Raw genomic sequence first — 21,263 nt, 5'->3', positions numbered from 1 at the left:
AAGGAGATACAGGGATGGTGGGACCCCTGTCACATAGCATGCCCCCGGCTTTCCCCGCCGACCCGTTGGATGAACTCTGCAGCCGCCTGCTTCGTGTTTCCACCGAGAACGATATCGATTTCGACGTTGCCCTCGTCACCCGGGAACTCGAAACCCGTGTTCTTCTCGATCACCTGCCGGACTTCATCTATGTGAAGGACCGCCGCAGCCGTTTCGTGTTCGCCAACGCCGCCGCCGGCCGCAACAGCAAGTTCCATGACGGCTCGGACATGATCGGCAGGACCGATTTCGACATCCTCGACCATGAGACCGCCCGCGAGCTCTTCGCCATCGAGCAGCAGATCATGTCGACGGGTGTCGCGGTCCAGGGCCGGGAGGAGCGCCTCAAGCTTCCCGATGGCCGTGTGCTGTGGCTCACCACGTCGAAGATGCCGCTGCGCAACGCCGATGGCCAGATCGTCGGGCTTGTCGGCATTTCACGCGACATCACGGAGCGCAAGCGCCAGGACGACCGCCGCCACGGGCATGCCCGCCTTCTGGAGATGATCGCCCGCGGCCAGCCGCTCCAGGCGGTGCTGGACGAACTGGTGCGCACCGTAGAGGAGGAGCTTGACGGCATCGTCGCGTCCGTCCTGCTTGTCGAGGAGGGCACCGACCGGTTGCGCCACGGCGCGGCGACGCGGCTGCCGCCGGCCTATGTCAAGCTGATCGATGGCATCGGGATCGGTCCGAAGGTCGGTTCCTGCGGCACTGCCGCGTGGCGGCGCTCGCCGGTCCTCGTCAGGGACGTTCTGGCCGACCCGCTCTGGGACGATTATCGCGAGCTGGCGCGGATGTTCGGTTTCCGCTCCTGCTGGTCGACGCCGATCCTGGGGCCGGACGGGCGGGTTCTCGGCACGTTCGGGCTCTATTCCGACAGCCCGAGGGAGCCGACGGATCTGGAGCTCGAGCTGATGGCCATGGCGACCGACATCGCCGGCATCGCCATCGAGCGCGCCCGCAACGAGCAGCGTATCCAGCACATGGCGCATCACGACCCGCTGACCGGCCTGCCGAACCGGGCGCTGTTCTGGACCCAGTTCAGCCGTTCCCTGCACCAGGCCCGCCGCGAAGGCCGCAAGATCACGGTCGCCTATGTCGACCTCGACAATTTCAAGCAGATCAACGACACGCTCGGCCACGCCGCGGGGGACGAGGTCCTGAAGGCGCTGTCGTCCCGCATGGCCAATTGCATTCGCGCGAGCGACCTTCTTGTCCGCCTCGGCGGCGACGAATTCGCGATCGTCTTCAGCAATCCGAATCAGGATGAACTGGGCGTGCTGCGCCGGCTGCAGGACGTGCGCACCGCGATCTCGCGCCCCATCGTCGTGGAGGGACGCAGCGTCGCGGCCACCTGCAGCATGGGTGTCGCATTCTTCCCGCAGGACGGCGATACGCCCGAGGCCCTGCTCGCCCGGGCCGACCGCGCGATGTACGAGGCGAAGGACCAGGGACGCGACAGGCTGTGGGTTTCGGGCGAGGGGATCTAACCCTCGTCCCCCGGTGCGGTATCCGTACCGAAATGACGATCCGCATCCCGATGGCCTTCAAGGATGTTGACGATCTGAAAGCGGTCGCCGACATAGCGGAAGAAGATTATGTATCCGCGACAGGCAATGCTTCTCAGGCCGGGAGCGAGATCGGAACGATCCCGGCCCATGGTTCCGGGCATGGTTGCGAGATTGCGGCATTTCTGCCGCAAGGCTTTCACGAATTGTCGCGCGATGGTCGTATTGCCGCTCTCTCTTGAGACGTAGCGGGCGATGTCCCCCAAATCCGCCTTCACGCTGTCGAGGTATTGAATGCGAGGCATTCAACGGCCTTCTTTTTCAAGCTTCTCGAATTCGGCGTCCAGGAAGGCATCCAGTTCTTCTTCACCGACATCGCCGCCTGCTTCGATCGACCGCCGCAGCGTTTCGCGCAGCGCCGAGAGCTTTGCCTCGCGTTCTTCGACGAGCCGCAGGCCTTCGCGCACCACTTCGCTCGCCGAGCCGTAACGGCCGTCCTCCACGGCTTCTTCTATGAATTTTTCCCAGCGGGGGCCGATCGAGACGTTCATGGATGCATCTCCGGTCTATCTCGTGAAAACATACCGGAATGACAATTTATGCGCAATCTATGGCATCGGTCAGGAGGCGTGGGAAAGCTCGATTTCCGTCTCCGCCGTCGAATAAGCGGCCTCGAAACTCGATACGAACTTTTCGAACAGCAGGGAAAAGGTGCCGAGTTCCTCTTCCGGCCAATCCTCCAGCACGCGGGCGAGCAGGGCGCGCTTGACGGCGCGGATCTCCGCCATCAGGCTGTCGCCGAATTCGGTCCTGACGATCAGCGAACGGCGACCATCCGCCTGGGAGGCGTCGCGGCGCAGGATGCCGCGCGCCACGAGGTCCGCCACCAGCCTGCTGCCGCGGGAGGGATCGATGCGCATCGCCTCCGCGATCGCCCCGACGGTCACCTCGCCCTCGATGCGACGCAGCGCGTCCAGCGCGTCGAGATGCGAGATATCGAGGCCCGGGGCGATATTGGCGATCGCCGTGCGCCCGATGATGCGCCGGCCGATGAGCAGCCGCATGCGGCCGAGCATCTCGCCGACGCGTGCCACGTCTTCCGGCGAGGGAGGGGAGGCGGTTTCCCGCTTCGAAAGGCTCTTGGTCGTCATCGAGAAACAATATCAGAGCGCCTGCGGCTTTCCAATAGTCGTTTGCGATATGCATCCAGATGCCATTGACAATTATATGCTGGAGGCACATAAATTGACGGCATCTTGGATTGACCTATGGATATGACCCGCCCGGCCTATGTGCCGCTCGTCACCAATCACCGGCAGCGGTTGGTGATCTTCTGCTTTTTGCTGACAGCGATGTTCATGGCGACGCTGGACAACCAGATCGTCTCGACCGCCTTGCCGACGATCATCGGCGAGTTCGGCGAGCTGGAGCGTTTCGGCTGGGTAGGATCGGCCTATCTGCTGTCCAGCAGCACCAGCATGCCCATCTACGGCAAGCTTGGCGATCTCTTCGGCCGGAAATATGTGATGCTGGCGGCGATCGTCATCTTCACCGTCGGATCGCTGACCTGCGGTCTTGCATGGTCGATGGATTCGCTCATCGCTTCCCGCCTGCTGCAGGGCATTGGCGGTGGCGGGATCATGGTGTCGATCTTCTCCATCAACGCCGATCTGTTCGAGCCGCGGGAGCGGGCGAAATACCAGAGTTATTCGAGCCTGGTGCTGATGGCGTCCGGCGGTCTCGGACCGCTGATGGGCGGCACGATGAGCGAGCTTTTCGGCTGGCGCTCCATCTTCCTGATCAACCTGCCGATCGGCATCGTCGCGCTCACGGGCATCGCCATTCTCCTCCCCTACCGCCGCCCCGTCCGCAAGCCGAAGATCGATTATCTCGGAGCCGTCCTGCTGACCGCGGTGGTGGCGAGCGTCGTCGTCTGGGCCGACAGCGTGACGCTTTTCGGTTCGCTGGGCGCCTGGCAGTCGATGCTGGTGGTGGCGGTCGGCGCGGTCTGCGCCATCCTCTGGGTGTTCGTCGAAAGCCGCGTGCCGGAGCCGATCGTGCCCCTGAAGCTTTTCCGCGACTCGACCTTCTCGCTCTTCCTGACCGTCGCCTTCTGCACCGGCGCGGTGGCGATAGGCATGGCCAATTATTTCGCCCTTTTCCTGCAGACGACGACCGGCCTTTCGCCGTCGGTGGCGAGTTTCTTCTTCATCGCCACCACCACCGGCATCGTCATCGGGTCCGTGTCGACGGGACGGCTGATCTCGATCACGGGCCGCTACAAGCCGTTCTCGATCATCGGGCTGTCGCTGAATGTCGTGGCGCTTTTCCTCTTCTCGCAACTGTCGGCCGGAACGCCTGTCGTCGTCATCCTCGCCTTCATGCTGCTGCAGGGGCTGGCGATCGGCTTCGGGCAGCAGTCGCCGGTCATCGGCGTGCAGAATTCCGCGCCGCGCGAGGATGTCGGCGCGGCGACCGGCGCCGTGACGCTGATGCGCATGGCCGGCGCGTCGATCGCGATCTCGATTTACGGCGCGATCATCGCCGCCGGCATCAGGGACGTCGGCACCAGCATCCCCGGCGTCGGGGATATCCGTTCGCTGACGCCGAACATGATGCTCGAACTGCCGGAAGCCTCGCGCATGGCGGTCCACGCGCTTTATGCCGGAGCCTTTACGCCGCTTTTCCTGACGGCCACGGCATTTGCCGCCGCCGGCCTCATCGCCGCATGCCTGCTGAAACCCGTGCGCCTGCCGCCGGCGCAGATGGCGGAAAAGAAGCCTGCCGCCGTATCGGAGTGATCTGGTTTCACGCCGTTTTCTCCCTATGTTCAGGGGCATGAAACCCGAGGCGCTGCTTCATCCAACCCCGGCCGGGCTTTTCTGCCCCATCGGCCGCTTTCATGTCGATCCGGTGCGTCCCGTCGAGCGGGCCTTGATCACCCACGGCCATTCCGACCATGCCCGCGCCGGCCATGCCAGGGTGCTCGCCACGCGCCAGACGCTCGATATCATGCGGCTGCGTTACGGCGACGGTTTCGCCGGATCGGAACAGGCCGCGGCCTTCGGCGAGGCGGTCGATCTCGACGGCGTGAGGGTGAGCTTTCATCCCGCCGGCCATGTGCTCGGTTCGGCCCAGATCGCCATCGAGAAGGACGGACTGCGCATCGTCGTGTCGGGGGATTACAAGCGCGGCACCGATCCGACCTGCGCGCCCTTCGTGCCCGTGGCCTGCGACGTCTTCATTACCGAGGCGACCTTCGGCCTGCCGGTCTTTCATCATCCGGACCCGAAGGATGAGGTCGCCAAGCTCCTGACCTCGCTCAGGCAGTTTCCCGAGCGCAGCCATCTCGTCGGCGCCTATGCGCTCGGCAAGGCGCAGCGCGTCATAAGGCTCATCCGCGACTGCGGTTATGCCGAGCCGATCTATATCCACGGTGCGCTGGCAAGGCTCTGCGACTATTACGCCGGGCAGGGGATCGATCTCGGCGACATCCGGCCCGCGACGATCGAGAAGAGCGATCCCTCGGCTTTCAGGGGAGCCGTCGTCGTCGGCCCGCCATCGGCTTTCCAGGACCGCTGGGCACGGCGGTTCAACGAGCCGCTGGTCGCGTTTGCCTCCGGCTGGATGTTGATCCGCCAGCGGGCGAAACAGGGCGGCGTCGAACTGCCGCTCGTCATCTCCGACCACTGCGACTGGCCGGAACTGCTTGCCACGATCGAGGAGATCGGCCCCTCGGAGGTATGGGTGACCCATGGCCGCGAGGAGGCGCTGGTGCGCTGGTGCGAGCTGAAGAACATTCCCGCCCGGCCGCTGCATCTCGTCGGCTACGAGGACGAGGGGGACTGATGGTGGGCCGTCCGCCGCAAGATACCCCCCTCTGCCCTGCCGGGCATCTCCCCCACGAGGGGGGAGATCGACTCGTTGCTCTGCCTTTGCGACATCGTCGGTGGCGGGGCTTGCTGCGAGTGGGAGGGATGCTGTCAGGGGAAAGCCGCACCACATTCGGTCTCCCCTCCTGTGGGGGAGATGCCCGGCAGGGCAGAGGGGGGCTGCCACGGCATGCCTATGATGAGGTGGAGCGATGAAAGCTTTTGCCACCCTGCTCGACCGCCTTGTCCTCACTCCGTCACGCAACGGCAAGCTCACCCTGCTCGTCGATTATTTCCGCAATACGCCAGACCCGGACCGCGGGTATGGGCTGGCGGCGCTGGCCGGCGCTCTCGACCTGAAGGGCGTCAAGCCCGCCTTGCTGCGCGATCTCGCGCTGGAGCGGATGGACCCGGTCCTGTTCCGGTATTCCTATGATTATGTGGGCGATCTCGCCGAGACCATCTCGCTCGTCTGGGGTGGCGGACGCAAGGATGCGGCCGACGACGGGCGCCAGCCCCGGCTCGGCGAGGTGGTGACGCGCATGAACGCGCTCGGCCGGACCGAGGTGCGTTCGGCGGTCCGCGACCTGCTCGACAGGCTCGACACGTCGAGCCGCTTCGCCTTCATCAAGCTTGCCACGGGCGCGCTCCGCATCGGCGTCTCCGCGCGGCTTGCCAAACAGGCGCTGTCGGACATGAGCGGCCCCGACGACAGGCGGGATGTGACCGAGATCGAAACGCTCTGGCATGGGCTGACCCCGCCTTACGAACCTCTGTTCGCCTGGCTGGAGGGGCGGGCGGAAAGGCCGGTTCTGGCGACCCCCGCCATCTTCCATTCGGTCATGCTGGCCAATCCGGTGGAGGAGGGCGATCTCGAAAGGCTCGATCCGGCCGATTACGCGGCCGAATGGAAATGGGACGGCATCCGGGTGCAGATGTCGAGCTATGGCGGCACGCGGAAGCTCTATTCCCGCTCCGGCGACGACATCCCGGCGCCTTTCCCGATATCGTCGGAGCGATCGATTTCGAAGGTGTGATCGACGGCGAGCTGCTCATCGGCGGCACGGCGCGCTCCAACAGCCCGACGCGCACCTTTTCCGATCTGCAGCAGCGGCTGAACCGCAAGACGGTGACGGGCAGGATGCTGGACAAATATCCCGCCTTCGTGCGCGCCTATGACCTGCTGTTCCAGGGGGACCTGGATATCCGGACCGAGACTTTCCTCGAGCGCCGTCGGCGCCTCGGCGATGTCATCGAACGGGCTCCGCACGACCGCTTCGACCTTTCCGGGCTCGTGTCCTTTTCGGGCTGGGACGAACTCGACCGGCTGCGCCTTGCGCCGCCCGATCCGGTCATCGAAGGGGTGATGATCAAGAGAAAGGACAGTTCCTACCAGGCCGGCCGTCTCAAGGGGCCATGGTTCAAATGGAAGCGCGACCCCTACAATATCGACGCGGTCATGCTTTATGCGCAGCGCGGCCACGGCAAACGGTCCAGCTATTATTCGGACTTCACCTTCGGGGTCTGGGCCGAAACGCCGGATGGCGAAGAGCTGGTGCCGGTCGGCAAGGCCTATTTCGGTTTTACCGACGCGGAACTCGAAGTGCTGGACAAGTTCGTGCGCGACAACACGGTCGATCGGTTCGGGCCGGTGAGGGCGGTGCGCGCGGAACCGGGTTTCGGTTTCGTGCTGGAAGTCGCCTTCGAGGGCATCAACCGCTCGACACGCCACAAATCCGGCGTCGCCATGCGCTTTCCGCGCATCGCGCGCCTGAGGCCGGACAAGCTCCCTCGCGACGCCGATCGCCTTTCGACCCTGACGGCCATGGTGGATGGCAAAACTGGCTGAAATCCCTGAAGTTCTCGAATCCTTGAATGGACAGCGCTACAGGCGAATGCTGATATCAATGGTGTGCAACGCTTATCAGGATCGGCAGGCAATGGCAGACGATCGCTTTTTCTCCCCTCACGTCACCCCGGAAGGCGGCGGCCTGACCCGTCGCACGCTGCTTGCGGCCACTGCCGGGCTTTCGGCCGCGGCGGTGCTGCCTGCCTCCGCGAGCGCGGCGGACTTTGCCGTTCCGGATGTGCCGCCGCTCGAAAAGGAAGATTACGCCGAGGCGCGGAAGCGGTTCCGGACGAACCTGGTGCGCAAGGGCCCGTCTCCCGAGAAGTCGGAACCGCTCGGCACGCCGGCGGGATCGAGACGTGTCCTTTATCGGGGCGGCCCCGATGGCTCCATCGAACTGGTCGCCTGGCTGTCCCACTACGAGCCGTCCTCTAAGCCCAGGCCAGCCGTCCTTTTCCTGCACGGCGGCAACGCCACGGGCGATGGTCACTGGGAGCTGATGAAACCCTATTGGGAGGCGGGTTTCGTCGTCATGCTGCCGTCGTTTCGCGGCGAGAACGGCCAGGCGGGCAACTATTCGGGTTTCTACGACGAAACGACCGACGCGCTCGCGGCCGCGAGCTACCTGGAGGAACTGCCCGGCATCGACAGGAACCGGTTCTTCCTTGCCGGCCACAGCAATGGCGGCACGCTGGCCCTTCTCGCTTCCATGACCCGCAAGTTCCGGGCGTCGGCGCCGATTTCCGCCGGGGTCAATTCGTGGCGTTATTTCGGCCGGTTCGAGCGGGAGGTCCGGTTCGATGAGGCCGATCAGAAGGAATTCATCATGCGTTCGTCGGTCTGTTTCGGCCCGAGCCTCAAATGCCCGACGCTCCTGCTGCGCGGCACCGAGGAACGTCCGTTCGACGCGGACCACCAGCTGTTGATGGACCGCGCCCGTTCGGCCGGTATTTCCATCGAGGCGAAGCTGCTGCCCGGAACCCATAACGGGGTCGTGCCGGGCGCGGTGGACGAGAGTATCCGCTTCTTCAATCACGTCGCGGGATGATGCGTAGATTCGATAGGTTAGATCGTCCAAAAGGACGTACGGCGTCCTAGTCCCTTCTGAAGAGCAGCGACTGATGCGTGGCCGCGCCGGCCATGTTGCCGTCTCCGACGGCAAGCGGGACCGATCCCGCCGCTCTGGCCGCATCGCCGCAGGCAAAGACGCCGGGCACGCTCGTCTCCTTGGTCATGCCCGTCCTGATGAAGGGATAGAGGCCGGTCTCATCGAATTCGCAGCCGAGCTGCGAAGCGATCGGGCTTGCGGGCCGCGACTTCGGCAGGGTGAAAAGGCCGTCGAAACGGATCGTCCGTCCGTCCGTGAGGACGACGTCGGCATCCCCGCCGATCCGCGCGATGGAAGCCGCCTCGATTGTGACGCCCCTTTCGTGAAGCTCCGCCTCCTGCCCGCTGTCGGGCGTGAAAGCGCCGTTGAGCAGGAAGGTCGTCCTGCCCCAGTCCGGCAGCATCAGGGCATGGTGCATGGAGGCTTCGGACACGGCGATCACGCCTATATGGCCCTGATCGAGCTCGTAGCCGTGGCAATAGGGGCAATGGAAGACGCTGCGTCCCCAGCGTTCGGCGAGGCCCGGAATGCCCGGCAGGTCGTCCGCGATGCCGATCGCGAGCACCAGGCGCCGGGCGGAAAGCCGCCTGCCGTCGCCGGTACGGATGGCGAAGTGTTTTTCTTCCCGTTTCGCCTGCTCCGCGCGGCCTTCCAGCCATTCCACCGTCGGATAGCGAAGAAGCTGCTCGCGGGCGTCCCGGGCTATGGCTTCCGGCGGGCGGCCATCCTGGCCGAGAAAGCCATAGGATGCTTTCGCAAACCGGTTCCGGCGGATGCCCTCGTCGATCACGAGGATCTTCCTGCGGGCACGGGCGAGCGGCAGGGCGGCCGAAAGGCCGGCATAGCTGCCGCCGACGATGATGGCGTCATAAGTCATCGGGTCACTCCTTCGGTGAAGTCTCGACACTTATTAAGTTACATAAGCGGGAGGCCGTCAAGCGATTTGTAACTTTGTTTGTTGCGTAAGCGCCGGCTTCGGTCCTAGAATAGGAAAGTTCGAAAATGCAGGGTGGAGCCTATGAGACGCGACAGCCGCCTTTCACGCATGCTGCATGTGCTGATCCACATGGACCGCCATGAGGGAGCCGCGACGTCCGAAACGATCGCCCGGATGCTCGACGCCAATCCGGTGGTCATCCGCCGGACCATGGCCGGCTTGCGGGAAAAGGGATATGTCCGGTCCGGGAAGGGACATGGCGGAGGGTGGACGCTGGGCAGGTCTCTGCAGGAGATGACGCTTCTCGACATCTATCAGGCCGTCGGCGAGCCGCCGGTTTTTGCGATGGGGCCGGCCTGCGACAGTCCGCAATGTCTGGTGGAGCAGGCGGTCGACGCCGCCCTTGCCGACGCCTTCGCGGAGGCGGAGAAATTGCTGCTCGAACGGTTCGGCCATGTGACCCTGGCGGATATCGCCGAGGATTTCGAAGCCCGCCTTTCGCGCCGTTCCGGCTTGGCCCTGCAGGCCGGCTCCGGCTGCGCGCCCTGAGGAGTTTCCACCAGCTTCGCGCCAGCCGCGTCTGCGAATGTCGTGGCCGACGTCATCTGCCGGAAGCGGGTTTCCATGCCAATTTCTCTTCGACCTTTCCGCCGAATCACCGGCCTCTTGCTGGTTCTTGCCGCGGCCGCCACGCTCGCCGGCTGCCAGGTGCCTTTCGTGACCGATACGAGCCGGATGAACCCGGATGTCTTCGTCCAGGAGACCGCGCCGGTCTTCTACGTGCCTCCCTATCAGGACCCTCCGACGAATCAGCCGCCTCCTATGCCGGGAGGCATTCCGCACAAGCGCCAGCTTTATCCGTCTGATTTCCACCAGACCTATGGCCTGCCGGTCTCCAACCCCGTGCATCGCACCATGTATGACGTGATCCGCGACGAGGGCCATACGCTTCCGGCCATTCCCCTTTCGCGGGTCGACGCCCGTTATCTCCGCCAGGAGGTGGATTACCGCACTGCCGAGACGCCGGGCACCATCGTCGTCGATACGAAGTCGCGCTATCTCTATTTCGTGCAGCCCGGCGGCAAGGCGATTCGCTACGGCGTGGGCCTCGGGCGGGCGGGTTTCGCCTGGCATGGCCGCGGCGTCATTCAGCGCAAGGCGAAATGGCCGCGCTGGACGCCGTCGGACGAAATGGTCGCGCGCCAGCCGGAACTGCGCCAGTTCGCGGCCTCCGAAGGCGGCGCCGATCCCGGCCTCAACAATCCGCTCGGCGCGCGCGCCCTCTATATCTTTCAGGACGGCAGGGACACGCTCTATCGCGTCCACGGCACGCCGGACTGGCAGTCGGTCGGCAAGGCGACCTCGTCGGGCTGCGTCCGCATGTTGAATCAGGATGTCATCGACCTCTTCGACCGGGTCCCGTCCGGCACGCCGATCGTCGTTATTTGATCGCGAACGGAAACGGCCTTGCCGGAGGAGTGGCCTTGCCGCTCCTTTTGCGTTTCTTCTCAAGGGTTTGAAGTGTCGTGCAGGCCTTGTGAATAGTTGCTAAATTATCGCAGGCCTTATGCTTCGAGGCCGGGGAGGGGATCAGGAACCTTTCGGTCATCCCTCCGTTGAAGTATGCTTTTGCCAGTTCAAGCGTATCCTATCGAGCGGTCCTATCTGAAATGATCCTGAACACTTCCTATTCCCGCCGGGGCTTCCTGTCTCTCCTGGGCGCCGGCACGGCTTCGACTTTGGCCGGTTGCGCCTCGACGGTTCCCGGGCCGCAGGATACGCTCATCAGCTATCGCGACGGCGGCGGCAGCGTTCGCCGGCCGGAGATCGTGCCCGCCGGAGACCCGGATCTGGACCTGATGTACGGCACGGTGGTCGATGGCGGCTTCGTCATCCCGGCCATACCCTATCGGCAGATCAACCCGCGCTACTATCGCCAGCGCGTTGTCGATCCGACGGGCGAGCGTCCGGGCACCGTGGTCGTGGATACGCCGTCCCGTTTCCTCTATCTGGTCGAGCCCGGCGGTTCGGCCATGCGCTACGGCGTCGGCATCGGCCGCCAGGGTTTCGCGTGGTCGGGCGACGGCGTGATCCAGTGGCGTCAGAAATGGCCGAAATGGACGCCGCCGAACGAGATGATCGCCCGCCAGCCGGAACTCGCGAAATATTCGGCGGACAACGGCGGCATGCCGCCCGGCCTGCTGAACCCGCTCGGCGCCCGTGCGCTCTACATTTTCCAGAATGGCGAGGACACGCTTTACCGCCTGCACGGTTCGCCGGAATGGAATTCGATCGGCAAGGCCGTTTCGTCCGGCTGCGTCCGCCTGATGAACCAGGATATCATCGATCTCTATGACCGCGTGCCCAACAAGGCGCGCATCGTCGTGTGGCAGTAGGAAGAGGCGCAGCGTCGCGATCGATCCGGCGGACCGTCGGCGGATGGATTGTGCCGGCGAACGCGCTGCCGGGGCGAAGGGCCGGGCCAGCGGGCCGATCGAGTTGTCACATGAGCCTGTTATAGGCCCGGCGGTCAAACCGGATCGGGGCAGGTCTTCATGGTCGAAATCGATGAGACGCTCGTCAGGAGGCTGGTCGCCGCGCAGTTTCCCCGATGGGCGGGCCTTGCGGTGCGCCCGGTCGCGAACGGCGGCTGGGACAACCGCACCTTTCATCTTGGAGGGGGTCACCTCGGAGAGGCCCGTCTTGCGGAAGCCCATCTTGCGGAAGCGATGTCGGTTCGCCTGCCGAGCGCGGAGCGATATGTCGCGCAGGTGGAGAAGGAGCATCGCTTCCTGCCACAGCTCGCCCCGCAACTGCCGCTTCCCATTCCATCCCCCCTCGCGCTCGGAAGACCGGGAGAGGGCTATCCCTGGCCCTGGTCGGTCTACGGGTGGATCGAGGGCGAACGCGCGAGCCGCGCCGGCATCTCCGATCCCGTGCGTTTCGCCGCCGATCTTGCCGGTTTCCTGCTGGCGCTCTGGAAAATCGATGCCGCCGATGGCCCCGCTGCCGGGACGCATAATTTTCATCGCGGCGGATTGCTCGATGTCTATGACGAGGAGACGCGCCGCTCGATCGACAGTCTCGCCGACGAGGTCGACGCGCCGCTGCTGACGGAAATCTGGGAGAGGGCGCTCGCCTCGCGCTGGGCCGGCAAGCCGGTCTGGGTGCATGGCGACGTCGCCGAAGGCAACCTGCTCGTGCGGGAGGGAAGGCTTGCGGCGGTGATCGATTTCGGCAGTTCCGGCGTGGGCGATCCCGCTTGCGATCTGGTGGTCGCCTGGACGCTGTTCGACGAACCGGCGCGGCGGGCGTTCCGCAGCCGTCTGGGGCTCGACCCACGGACATGGGAGAGGGCGCGCGGCTGGTGCCTCTGGAAGGCGCTGATCACGATTGCCGGCCTGCGGGAAAGGGACCCGGCCGGCGCCGGCATCCACCGCCGCTGGATCGACGGGATCGTTGCCGACCATCGCGGCGGGAACTGACCTCCGGGGAACCACCTTCCGAATTCCGTCGTTGAAGCCGGAAGCAACCGGAGGAAGCCCATGCCGCAGAATTCGCTATGGCGCGCCTATGGCTACGCCTGGATCACACTTGCTTTTTTCCTGTTCAGCCTCGCCGGCCACTGGCTGTTCGGCTGGTTCGCCTTCGTCCAGGAACAGGCCCAGCACGGCCAGCCGGTCGAGGTCCCGGCCTATCTGGCGGAAATGTTCCGCGACACGTTCGAGAACTGGCAATCGGAATTCCTGCAACTGCTGTGGCAGGTCGGAGGCCTCGCATTTTTCCTTTTCCTCGGCTCGCCGCAGTCGAAGGAGGGATCGGACAGGCTGGAGGCGAAGATCGACGTGATCCTCCGCAGAGTGGACCCGGTGGATGGCGAAGGCGTTATCCATGAACTGGACGAGCGTTATGCCGGTCGCCATACGGATGACCCGGAAGGGCATGGGGCGTGAGGCCCCCGGACCGCCGGTGACGCGGAGCCTACTCCCCCGCTTTCAGGAGCCGTTCCTTCAGCGCGACCAGCTCGTCGCGCAGGGCCGCGACCTCGCCGAGGCTGCAGCCCAGGGCCTTGCCGATCGCTTCCATCACGCCGGCGGCCTGAGTTTTCAGCCCGGCGCCCTTTTCCGTCAGGGTGATCCTGACCTGCCTTTCGTCGTCGTGGTCGCGCTTTCGGGCGACCAGTCCGGATTGCTCCAGCCGCTTGAGGAGAGGGGAAAGCGTGCCGGAATCCAGCCCCAGCCTTTCGCCGATCGCCTTCACCGGCTGTCCGTCCTCCTCCCAGAGCGTGATCATGACCAGATATTGCGGATAGGTGAGGCCGAGCGGTTCGAGCAGCGGCTTGTAGGTGCGGTTGAAGGCATGCGCCGCCCCGTAGATCGCAAAACAGAGCTGCGCATCGAGCGTGACCTCGATGCCATGGGTATCGATATCCTGGGCGTCGCGCGATTTTTTCTGCATGGCCGGTCCTGCCTTTGCTCACCCGTGCTCTATCTTTTTCCGGGTTCGCATTCTCGCAGGCTTGACGCGGGATTGCAATGCGCGTAATTAGATTGTGCGCAATTGAATTGCGAGCAATATTTACCGAAGGGAGTTTGAACATGCCCATTCTCTACACGACCAAGGCTTCCGCCACCGGCGGCCGTGCGGGCCATGCCCGTTCCGAAAACGGCGTTCTCGATGTCACGCTGACCGTTCCGAAGGAACTCGGCGGCGACGGCGCCACCGGCACCAATCCCGAACAGCTCTTCGCGGCCGGTTATTCCGCCTGCTTCCTCGGCGCGCTGAAGTTCGTCGCCGGCAAGGAGAAGGTAAAGATCCCCGATGACGCCAGGGTGACAGCGACGGTCGGCATCGGCCCGCGCGAAGACGGCGGCGGCTTCGGCATCGAGGTTTCGCTGGTGGTCGATATCCCCGGCGTCGACCGGGCGGTGGCCGAGGACCTGGCGGCCAAGGCGCATATCGTCTGCCCCTACAGCCACGCGATGCGTACCTCGACCGAAGTTCCGGTCTCCGTGGCCTGATCCATCGGGCAAATCGAAAGGAAGGGCCGGCCCTGTCGCCGGCTTTTTCTTGCGCGGGAAGGCCTCCTCTCTCGCCGGGGGGACGGTCACCTGATCACGGCGAGCGCCTTGCGCAGATCGTCCGGCCCGCCCTCGCCAAGCTCGGAGTCGATTTCCGCATGCACGCGTTTCCAGATCGGCAGGGCGGCGGAAAGCATGGTCATTCCGTCGTTCGTCAGTCGCAAAAGCTTGCCGCGCCGGTCCTTCGGGTCCGTACCCGTCTCCACCAGTCCGCGCCGCTCCAGCACTTTCAGGGCCGCCGTCAGGGTCGTGCGGTCCATGGCAAGCAGGTTGACGACCGAGCTCATCGTGGCTGGCTGCGGCCGGTTGAGCGACATCATCAGCGAGAATTGCCCGTTGGTCAGCCCGATCGGCTTCATGGCGTTGTCGAAGCGACGCGCCAGCGCCCGCGCCGCCCGTTGAACGTGCAGGCAAAGGCATGTGTCGCGCACCAGAAGCGTCGTCGAAAAGGGGATCGCTTCGATGACGGGGGATGTCGAATCGTTCGAATTTGACAGCATGGAAAGATTATGTTGATATCAACTTATTCTGTCAAGGAAGAGGAGGCCATGATGGACGCCCCTGCAACCCCGGAAAATGCAACCCCGGAAAATCCGCCGAAAAACCCGGTCATATCCCGCGAGGAATGGCTTGAGGCCCGCCGCAGGCTTCTCGCGCTGGAAAAGGAGGAGACCCATCTGCGCGACAGGGTGCGCGCCGAGCGCCAGACGCTCCCCTGGGTCAGGATCGACAAGGACTATGTCTTCGATACCCCGACAGGCAGGAAGACGCTTGCCGAACTCTTCGACGGCCGCAGCCAGCTGATGATCTACCACTTCATGCTCGGCCCGGAATGGGAGGCCGGCTGTACCGGCTGCTCGTTCCTGTCCGACCATGTGGACGGCGCGTTGCCGCATCTCAACAACCACGATGTCACCTGGGTGGCGGTCTCCCGCGCACCGCTTCAGAAGATCGAGGCCTACAGGAAGCGGATGGGCTGGAAATTTCCCTGGGTCTCGTCCTTCGGCTCGGATTTCAACTTCGATTTCCATGTCTCCTTCACAAAGGAGGATCTGGCGAAGGACAAGGTCTTCTACAATTTCGCGGCCATTCCGCCGGGACAGGCGCATGACGAACTGCCGGGCTTTTCCGCCTTCTACAAGGATGAGGCGGGCGAGGTCTTCCATACCTATTCGAGCTATTCCCGCGGCGGCGAGGAAATGATCGGCACGCTGATGATCCTCGACCGCGCGCCGCTCGGGCGCAACGAAGGCTCGACCATGGATTTCGTCAAGCGCCACGACGAATATGAGAAGAAGCCGGAAGCGGCGGCTTCATCCTGTTGCCATTAATCGGTCTCATAGTGGAATTCACAGGGAGGAAACGTCATGGGTATGGAACTGGCCAAACCCGGGGCAGAGCACGGCTTTCTGGAAAAGCTCCTCGGCACCTGGGACGTGACGTCCACCGGCATGGGCAACGACGAGAAATGGGTGGAAGTGGTCCGCTCGCTGCACGGCATCTGGTTCGTGGCCGAAGGCAATGGCGAGATGCCGGATGGCAGCGGGCCTGCAACCACGGTTCTGACGCTCGGTTATGATCCCGCCAGGGGCAAATATGTCGGAAGCTGGATCGGCTCCATGATGGCCCATTTATGGGTCTACGAGGGTGAGGTTTCTGCGGATGGCACGACGCTCAGCCTCTATACGACCGGTCCGGATTTCGCCGAGGAAGGCAAGCTCGCCGACTATCGGGAGCAGATCGTCTTCAGGGATGCCGATCACCGCATCTTCAATTCCAGCGCCAGGCAGCCGGACGGCTCCTGGAAACAGTTCATGGAAGCGCAATACGCGCGCAGGCGCTGAGCCCGCGCGCGCTGTCCCGTGCGTCCCAGACGCAGTCATTCGTAGAGGAGACGACCATGTTGCAGACCACTCCGGGGTCCCGTTCGCAGACCCATGGCAAGTTCATCTGGTGCGAGCTGATGACGCCCGACACCGCCGCCGCCGGCAGGTTCTATTCGTCCGTCGTGGGCTGGAAGGTCAAGGACGCGAGCATGCCGGGCATGCCCTATTTCCTGTTCGAGATGGAGGAGGGCGACAATTGCCCCGGCATCGGCGGGATGATGAATTTCCCGCCTGAACTCGAAGGCAAGATCCCGCCGAACTGGACCGGTTACGTCGCGGTCGACGACGTCGACCGGACGGCGAAGGAGTTTGCGGAGAATGGCGGCCGCGTCCAGCGCGAGCCGGAGGATATTCCGGGCATCGGCCGTTTTGCGGTCGTCGTCGATCCGCACGGCGCGGTCCTCTGCATCATGACGCCGATCCCGCCGGAAAACCCGCCGCAGGAACTGGCGCCGGAGGCGGCCGGCAATGTCGGCTGGCGGGAACTTTATGCCGGCGACGGCAAGGAAGCTTTCGACTTTTATTCCCGGATGTTCGGCTGGACGCTGGACCACGATTTCGACATGGGGCCGATGGGCGTCTACCATATTTTCGCGCATAACGGGCGGCCGCTCGGCGGCATGATGACGAAACCGGACAGCGTGCCCGTGCCCTGCTGGGCCTATTACTTCAATGTCGAGGCCATCGACGCGGCGATCGGGCGGGTGACGGTCGGCGGCGGCAAGGTTGCCAACGGGCCGATGGAAGTCCCCGGCGGAAGCTGGATCGTCAATTGCATCGATCCGCAGGGCGCCTATTTCTCGCTCGTCGCGCCGAAGAAATAGGGATTCCCCCCGGAACTTCAGCCGGCCGGCGAAGCGGAGCCCTTCCTCGTCGAGGGGGAGGGAATTCCGGCCGCCGTCCGGCGTCGTGCCGCAGCCCTTTGTTGTGCCGGTCCGGTAAGATACAGAATTATCTCAAGAAAAAATATATCGCTACATTTGATGTCTATCAATTAGAGTAAGCTTTATAAGCGCTTCCATTAACCTTTTTGAGTTTCACTCGCTCTGGATGGGAGAAAGATACTCTCCCCCTCTGCTTCTGGAGCTCTGGAATGAAACGCCCTTCCGTCAAGTTTGCGTTGATCGGCGCCATCGCCGGTCTTTGTGCGCTGGCCGCCTTCCTCGCCTATATGTCGATCTCCGCGATCAACTCCGTCGCTTTCTCCACCCGGGAGATCGTCGAGGATGCGATGCCGGGCATCGCTGCGTCCAAGGATCTCAACACGGGGTTGTCCGATCTGCAGGTCGCCTACGCCAACCACATCATCTCGATCGACGCGACCGCGATCGCGGCGGCCGACAAGGTCATCGATGCGCGCAAGGCGACATTGGAGCAGGACCTTGCGGCCTATGCCAGGCTGATCCATGGCGATGCGGTGGAACAGGGGCGTTATGAGACGTTGCGCAAGCTCTTCGTGGAACTTGCTGCGCAAGGCGACAAGGTCGCCGAACTGTCCCGGGCGAATATCAACGACAAGGCCAAGGAACTCTACGACAAGTCGTTCATGCCGGTCGTGAACAGGATCGGTGATGTTGCCGACGAGATCGAGAAGATCAACGCGGAGGCGGCGGCCCGGTCGAGCGCCAATGTCGAGGATATGACCGCACGCGGCCTTCTTCTCGTCTATACGGTGGGCGCGGTCGTCGTCGGCCTCGGCCTCGCCGCCATCCTCTTTGCGGTCACGGGGATCGCCAATCCGATCGTGCGGATCACGGATGCGATGCGGAAGCTTGCGGATGGCGACACGGCTTCCGACATCCCCTTCGCCGGCCGCAGCGACGAGATCGGCACCATGGCCGGTGCCGTCGAGGTGTTCCGCCGGGCGGCGATTGCCAACAAGCGTCTCGAGGAGGAGGCGGAGATCGCCCGCGGCCGGGCGGAACGGGATCGCATCGCCGCGCAGGAGCGCGCCGAGGCCGATGCCGCCGAACGGCTGCGGATTGCCACGTCCGGCCTGGCCGGCGGGCTCCGCCGGCTTGCATCGGGCGATCTCGCTTTCCAGCTCACCGAAGCCTTCGCCCCGGATTTCGAGGCGCTTCGCCACGATTTCAACCAGTCCGTCCGCCAGCTCGGCGAGACGCTGTCGATGATCTCCGAAAGCATCGGCACCATCGACGGCGGCACGCGGGAAATCTCCGTGGGCGCCAACGACCTGTCGAGGCGCACCGAGCAGCAGGCCGCCGCACTGGAGCAGACCGCCGCAGCGCTGGACGAGATCACCGCCAATGTCTCCAATTCCACCAAGCGTACCGACGAGGCACGCACCGTGGCCGCCAAGGCGAACCAGAACGCGGTGAACTCGACGGGCGTCGTCAACCATGCGGAAGAGGCGATGCGCCGCATCGAGGCGTCTTCGCGGCAGATTTCCAACATCATCGGCGTGATCGACGAGATCGCCTTCCAGACCAATCTTCTGGCGCTCAACGCCGGCGTCGAGGCGGCGCGCGCCGGTGAAGCCGGCAAGGGGTTCGCCGTCGTGGCGCAGGAAGTGCGCGAGCTGGCGCAGCGCTCGGCGCAGGCGGCCAAGGAGATCAAGGAGCTGATCCGCAATTCGGCAGGCGAGGTGGAGAACGGCGTGGCGCTGGTGCGCGACGCGGGAACCGCGCTCGGCACGATCTGCGGCTTCATCGCCGAGATCAACCAGCACATGGATGCGATCGCCGTCTCGGCCAAGGAACAGTCGACGGGTCTCGGCGAAGTCAACTCGGCCGTCAATGCGATGGACCAGACGACCCAGCAGAACGCCGCGATGGTGGAAGAATCGACGGCGGCCTCCGCAAGCCTGGCGATGGAGGCGCAGAAGCTGCGCGAGCTGGTCTCCCGTTTCCGGCTGGATGGCGGCATGCCGGCGAGCCAGGCTTCGGGGCATGCCGGCGCCTTGCGCCAGGTGGCGTCCGCCATGGCGGCCCCGGTATCCTCCAGGCCGCAGCCGAAGATCGTCGCCTCCGCAGGCGCAGGAGGGGCGTCCGACTGGGAGGAATTCTGAGCCGCCCGCTCACGGTTCGCACAACAACCCCGGCTCTGCCGGGGTTTTCCTTTGGGTGAGCCCGGTGTGGTGCGCTGCGCCGCCATACGGCCCGCCGGCCTGCCGGTCAGCCGGCGAACAGCTTGCGGTCGCGCTCCTTGATATGGCCAGGCCGGTAGTAGCGTTCAAACCATGTCTTCCCGTCCGGCGAGGCGGGCGGGCGGGCGAGTGTCAGCCGGTCCGTGTCGATCTCGCCTTCCCGGAGGCGGACGCGGAAATGGAAGTGGTCGAACAGCCGCAGCGCTTCGATCGCATAGGCGATGGCGACTTTCCGGTCCTCGATGAAGACGATGTGGTCGCCATTGCTCTTCTCCCCGCCGGCCGAAAGGTTCGATGAGCCGGTAAAGACCTTCGGCGACTTGCCATTGAAATCCGTCACCACGAACTTGTGGTGCACCATGTTGCCGTCGCCGCCCGACCATTCGCTCTTGAACGGCTCCGGCGCGTTGGAACCGATATAGGCAAAGGGCAGCAGGCCGCGGGAACCGTCCGGCTTCCTGACCGTGAGCCCGCCGGTGCGCTGCGCCACGCCGTAGGAGAACAGCGAACGGTTCACCAGGTCCTCCAGCCCGTCGCGCACGCGGCCGGTCAGTTGCGGCAGGAAGACCACGGCATAGAGGACGGAGCTTTCGGCCTCCTCGATCGCCCGGGCGATCGGATCGAGCGACAGGAGATTGTCGGCATGCGGCGAAAAGCAGAAGGAGAAGCGCGAGTCCGGCTCGTTCCGCAGCACATGCCACGTCTCGGCCAGCGGATTTTTCCGGAACTGGCCGGGCTTGTCCCAATAGGCGTCGAAAACCCTGCCGAACAGCGCGGCCACCTCGGCATTCTTGAACAGCAGGGCGTTGTTGGCCTGGATATAGAGGCCGCGCAGGGAGAAGTTGGTCGAGCCGGCCAGCACTTCCTCGGCCTTTCCCTTCCTGCGGATGATCAGCACCTTGTTGTGCTGCTGCCGTCCGAAATGCGTCCGGTGCACCTCGGCGCCCGCCGCCTTCAGCCTTTCCGCGGAGATGGTTTCCGGACTGTCGGCATCGCCGTATTCGCCATGGTCGTCGATCAGCGCCCGCAGCCTGCCGCCGAGCTGCTCGAAGCGCTTCAGCACGTCCGGCTCCCGGCATTCGTAGATCATCGCGTCGACGGTGACGTCGTCGTCGGCGATTGCCCTGTCCAGCATGTCGAAGATCAGCCGGCGCGCCTCGAAGCCCAGCCATTCGTAATGCTTCTGGAACTGTTCCGTCGGGTGGTCGAGCTCGGCCTTGCCCTTGAGCTCCGGCGGCGGGATGATGCCCTCCTTGTTCGGCCAGGGCTTTTCGTTATAGGCCTGCGACGAGGCGAAGGCGCGCGTGAAACCCACATTGATGAAATCGCCTATCGTGGTGGGCGCCAGCGAGATCGTCTCGGCGACCTGTTCGCCCGCCACGAGGCTGCCGTCGGGCCGCATATGCATGGCGGTGACGCGATAGCCGTAGTCGCCGTCCTGGATTTCGGCCGGAACATGCGTCCAGCGGTATTTCTGGAACGGCGCGTCGAAGCTGGAAAACCGCGTGTTGGCGTCGGGAGGGGCGTTGTCGAAACGCAGGCGGTTGCGCAGCGGGAACCAGCGGTCCTGTCCGGGCGGGCGCACCTCGACGGCAAACCCCACGAAATCGGGCGTCGCCTTCTCCCTGGCAAGGTCGAATGCCAGCAGGGCCATGCCTTCGCCCCGGTAGATCTTCAATGCAAGCCCGTTCTTTTCCGCTTTGCGCTCGAAATCGCTTTCCATGGTTCGCTCCCCCAAGACCTATGGCCGCACATGTCATTCTAGTTGAGAATTGTTTCAGGAGTAAATCAGGCGCTGAAGACGGACGGGACACGGGTGGGAGACGGGCCATGAAGCTTGCGCGGGAGGACCTGCTGTTATAAGCGGCCTGTCTAAC

21 protein-coding genes and 1 pseudogene are annotated in these 21,263 nt (G+C 64.3%); 15 read left to right on the top strand and 7 right to left on the bottom strand.

Annotated elements, in window-relative coordinates; genetic code table 11:
* Window positions 1-14 precede the first annotated feature (14 nt).
* Complete coding sequence (locus ACFFP0_RS21695) at window positions 15-1,529, top strand: sensor domain-containing protein (RefSeq protein ID WP_377264277.1); 1,515 nt, start codon at window positions 15-17, stop codon at window positions 1,527-1,529.
* On the opposite strand, the gene ACFFP0_RS21690 is transcribed toward ACFFP0_RS21695, so the two are convergent.
* The 3 genes from ACFFP0_RS21690 to ACFFP0_RS21680 all read right to left on the bottom strand — a co-directional run bounded on the left by ACFFP0_RS21690 (window position 1,526) and on the right by ACFFP0_RS21680 (window position 2,698).
* Entirely contained in the window at window positions 1,526-1,852 is a 327-nt protein-coding gene (locus ACFFP0_RS21690; RefSeq protein WP_377264276.1) for a type II toxin-antitoxin system RelE/ParE family toxin, read from the bottom strand. The two genes, ACFFP0_RS21695 and ACFFP0_RS21690, sit on opposite strands and share 4 nt — an antisense overlap.
* Window positions 1,853-2,098: a type II toxin-antitoxin system ParD family antitoxin gene (locus tag ACFFP0_RS21685; protein ID WP_377264275.1), complete on the bottom strand. Its 246-nt coding sequence runs from the start codon at window positions 2,096-2,098 to the stop codon at window positions 1,853-1,855.
* A 69-nt stretch (window positions 2,099-2,167) separates the two neighbouring features.
* Window positions 2,168-2,698 (bottom strand): MarR family winged helix-turn-helix transcriptional regulator, encoded by a 531-nt coding sequence (locus ACFFP0_RS21680; protein WP_377264274.1) that lies wholly within the window; start codon window positions 2,696-2,698, stop codon window positions 2,168-2,170.
* A 117-nt stretch (window positions 2,699-2,815) separates the two neighbouring features.
* Here ACFFP0_RS21680 and ACFFP0_RS21675 point away from each other — a divergent pair, with 117 nt between their 5' ends.
* The 4 genes and pseudogenes from ACFFP0_RS21675 (at window position 2,816) to ACFFP0_RS21660 (ending at window position 8,316) form a co-directional block, all read left to right on the top strand.
* Window positions 2,816-4,348: an MDR family MFS transporter gene (locus ACFFP0_RS21675; RefSeq protein ID WP_377264273.1), complete on the top strand. Its 1,533-nt coding sequence runs from the start codon at window positions 2,816-2,818 to the stop codon at window positions 4,346-4,348.
* A 37-nt stretch (window positions 4,349-4,385) separates the two neighbouring features.
* On the top strand, window positions 4,386-5,396 hold the full coding sequence (locus tag ACFFP0_RS21670) for a ligase-associated DNA damage response exonuclease (RefSeq protein ID WP_377264272.1): 1,011 nt from the start codon (window positions 4,386-4,388) through the stop codon (window positions 5,394-5,396).
* A gap of 235 nt (window positions 5,397-5,631) precedes the next feature.
* A pseudogene (locus tag ACFFP0_RS21665) lies at window positions 5,632-7,268 on the top strand (cisplatin damage response ATP-dependent DNA ligase).
* A 91-nt stretch (window positions 7,269-7,359) separates the two neighbouring features.
* Complete coding sequence (locus ACFFP0_RS21660; RefSeq protein WP_377264271.1) at window positions 7,360-8,316, top strand: alpha/beta hydrolase family protein; 957 nt, start codon at window positions 7,360-7,362, stop codon at window positions 8,314-8,316.
* Between the two features lie 46 nt (window positions 8,317-8,362).
* On the opposite strand, the gene ACFFP0_RS21655 is transcribed toward ACFFP0_RS21660, so the two are convergent.
* Window positions 8,363-9,253, bottom strand: a complete 891-nt coding sequence (locus ACFFP0_RS21655) for an NAD(P)/FAD-dependent oxidoreductase (protein ID WP_377264270.1) — start codon at window positions 9,251-9,253, stop codon at window positions 8,363-8,365.
* Between the two features lie 141 nt (window positions 9,254-9,394).
* On the opposite strand from ACFFP0_RS21655, the gene ACFFP0_RS21650 reads away from it, so the two are divergent.
* The 5 genes from ACFFP0_RS21650 to ACFFP0_RS21630 all read left to right on the top strand — a co-directional run bounded on the left by ACFFP0_RS21650 (window position 9,395) and on the right by ACFFP0_RS21630 (window position 13,266).
* Window positions 9,395-9,862 carry an Rrf2 family transcriptional regulator gene (locus ACFFP0_RS21650; RefSeq protein WP_377264269.1) on the top strand — a complete coding sequence of 156 codons (468 nt, stop codon included), beginning with the start codon at window positions 9,395-9,397 and terminating at the stop codon, window positions 9,860-9,862.
* A gap of 75 nt (window positions 9,863-9,937) precedes the next feature.
* On the top strand, window positions 9,938-10,762 hold the full coding sequence (locus ACFFP0_RS21645; protein ID WP_377264268.1) for a L,D-transpeptidase: 825 nt from the start codon (window positions 9,938-9,940) through the stop codon (window positions 10,760-10,762).
* Window positions 10,763-10,983: 221 nt separating this feature from the next.
* Window positions 10,984-11,709 (top strand): L,D-transpeptidase, encoded by a 726-nt coding sequence (locus ACFFP0_RS21640; RefSeq protein WP_377264267.1) that lies wholly within the window; start codon window positions 10,984-10,986, stop codon window positions 11,707-11,709.
* 159 nt (window positions 11,710-11,868) lie between these two features.
* Window positions 11,869-12,798 carry an aminoglycoside phosphotransferase family protein gene (locus tag ACFFP0_RS21635; RefSeq protein WP_377264266.1) on the top strand — a complete coding sequence of 310 codons (930 nt, stop codon included), beginning with the start codon at window positions 11,869-11,871 and terminating at the stop codon, window positions 12,796-12,798.
* Between the two features lie 60 nt (window positions 12,799-12,858).
* Window positions 12,859-13,266 (top strand): DUF6766 family protein, encoded by a 408-nt coding sequence (locus ACFFP0_RS21630; protein ID WP_377264265.1) that lies wholly within the window; start codon window positions 12,859-12,861, stop codon window positions 13,264-13,266.
* A gap of 28 nt (window positions 13,267-13,294) precedes the next feature.
* On the opposite strand, the gene ACFFP0_RS21625 is transcribed toward ACFFP0_RS21630, so the two are convergent.
* Complete coding sequence (locus ACFFP0_RS21625; protein ID WP_377264264.1) at window positions 13,295-13,771, bottom strand: MarR family winged helix-turn-helix transcriptional regulator; 477 nt, start codon at window positions 13,769-13,771, stop codon at window positions 13,295-13,297.
* Between the two features lie 140 nt (window positions 13,772-13,911).
* Here ACFFP0_RS21625 and ACFFP0_RS21620 point away from each other — a divergent pair, with 140 nt between their 5' ends.
* The gene (locus tag ACFFP0_RS21620; RefSeq protein ID WP_377264263.1) at window positions 13,912-14,334 is read left to right on the top strand and encodes an organic hydroperoxide resistance protein; all 423 of its coding nucleotides are present in this window, start codon (window positions 13,912-13,914) and stop codon (window positions 14,332-14,334) included.
* Window positions 14,335-14,420: 86 nt separating this feature from the next.
* On the opposite strand, the gene ACFFP0_RS21615 is transcribed toward ACFFP0_RS21620, so the two are convergent.
* Window positions 14,421-14,894: a MarR family winged helix-turn-helix transcriptional regulator gene (locus tag ACFFP0_RS21615; protein WP_377264262.1), complete on the bottom strand. Its 474-nt coding sequence runs from the start codon at window positions 14,892-14,894 to the stop codon at window positions 14,421-14,423.
* A gap of 51 nt (window positions 14,895-14,945) precedes the next feature.
* Here ACFFP0_RS21615 and ACFFP0_RS21610 point away from each other — a divergent pair, with 51 nt between their 5' ends.
* From ACFFP0_RS21610 to ACFFP0_RS21595, 4 genes are all read left to right on the top strand, one after another.
* Window positions 14,946-15,725 carry a DUF899 domain-containing protein gene (locus tag ACFFP0_RS21610; protein ID WP_377264261.1) on the top strand — a complete coding sequence of 260 codons (780 nt, stop codon included), beginning with the start codon at window positions 14,946-14,948 and terminating at the stop codon, window positions 15,723-15,725.
* A gap of 42 nt (window positions 15,726-15,767) precedes the next feature.
* Window positions 15,768-16,238, top strand: a complete 471-nt coding sequence (locus ACFFP0_RS21605; protein WP_377264354.1) for a DUF1579 domain-containing protein — start codon at window positions 15,768-15,770, stop codon at window positions 16,236-16,238.
* A gap of 56 nt (window positions 16,239-16,294) precedes the next feature.
* A complete protein-coding gene (locus tag ACFFP0_RS21600; RefSeq protein WP_377264260.1) occupies window positions 16,295-17,104 on the top strand; it encodes a VOC family protein in 810 nt (269 codons plus the stop codon).
* A 269-nt stretch (window positions 17,105-17,373) separates the two neighbouring features.
* A complete protein-coding gene (locus ACFFP0_RS21595) occupies window positions 17,374-19,308 on the top strand; it encodes a HAMP domain-containing methyl-accepting chemotaxis protein (RefSeq protein WP_377264259.1) in 1,935 nt (644 codons plus the stop codon).
* Between the two features lie 106 nt (window positions 19,309-19,414).
* On the opposite strand, the gene ACFFP0_RS21590 is transcribed toward ACFFP0_RS21595, so the two are convergent.
* Window positions 19,415-21,109 carry a phospholipase D-like domain-containing protein gene (locus ACFFP0_RS21590; protein ID WP_377264258.1) on the bottom strand — a complete coding sequence of 565 codons (1,695 nt, stop codon included), beginning with the start codon at window positions 21,107-21,109 and terminating at the stop codon, window positions 19,415-19,417.
* Window positions 21,110-21,263: the final 154 nt, after the last annotated feature.

Source organism: Neorhizobium puerariae, assembly GCF_042429745.1.
Lineage (GTDB): Bacteria > Pseudomonadota > Alphaproteobacteria > Rhizobiales > Rhizobiaceae > Neorhizobium > Neorhizobium puerariae.
Note: the sequence above shows the minus strand (reverse complement) of the source record. Positions and strands in the feature narration are given on the sequence as shown.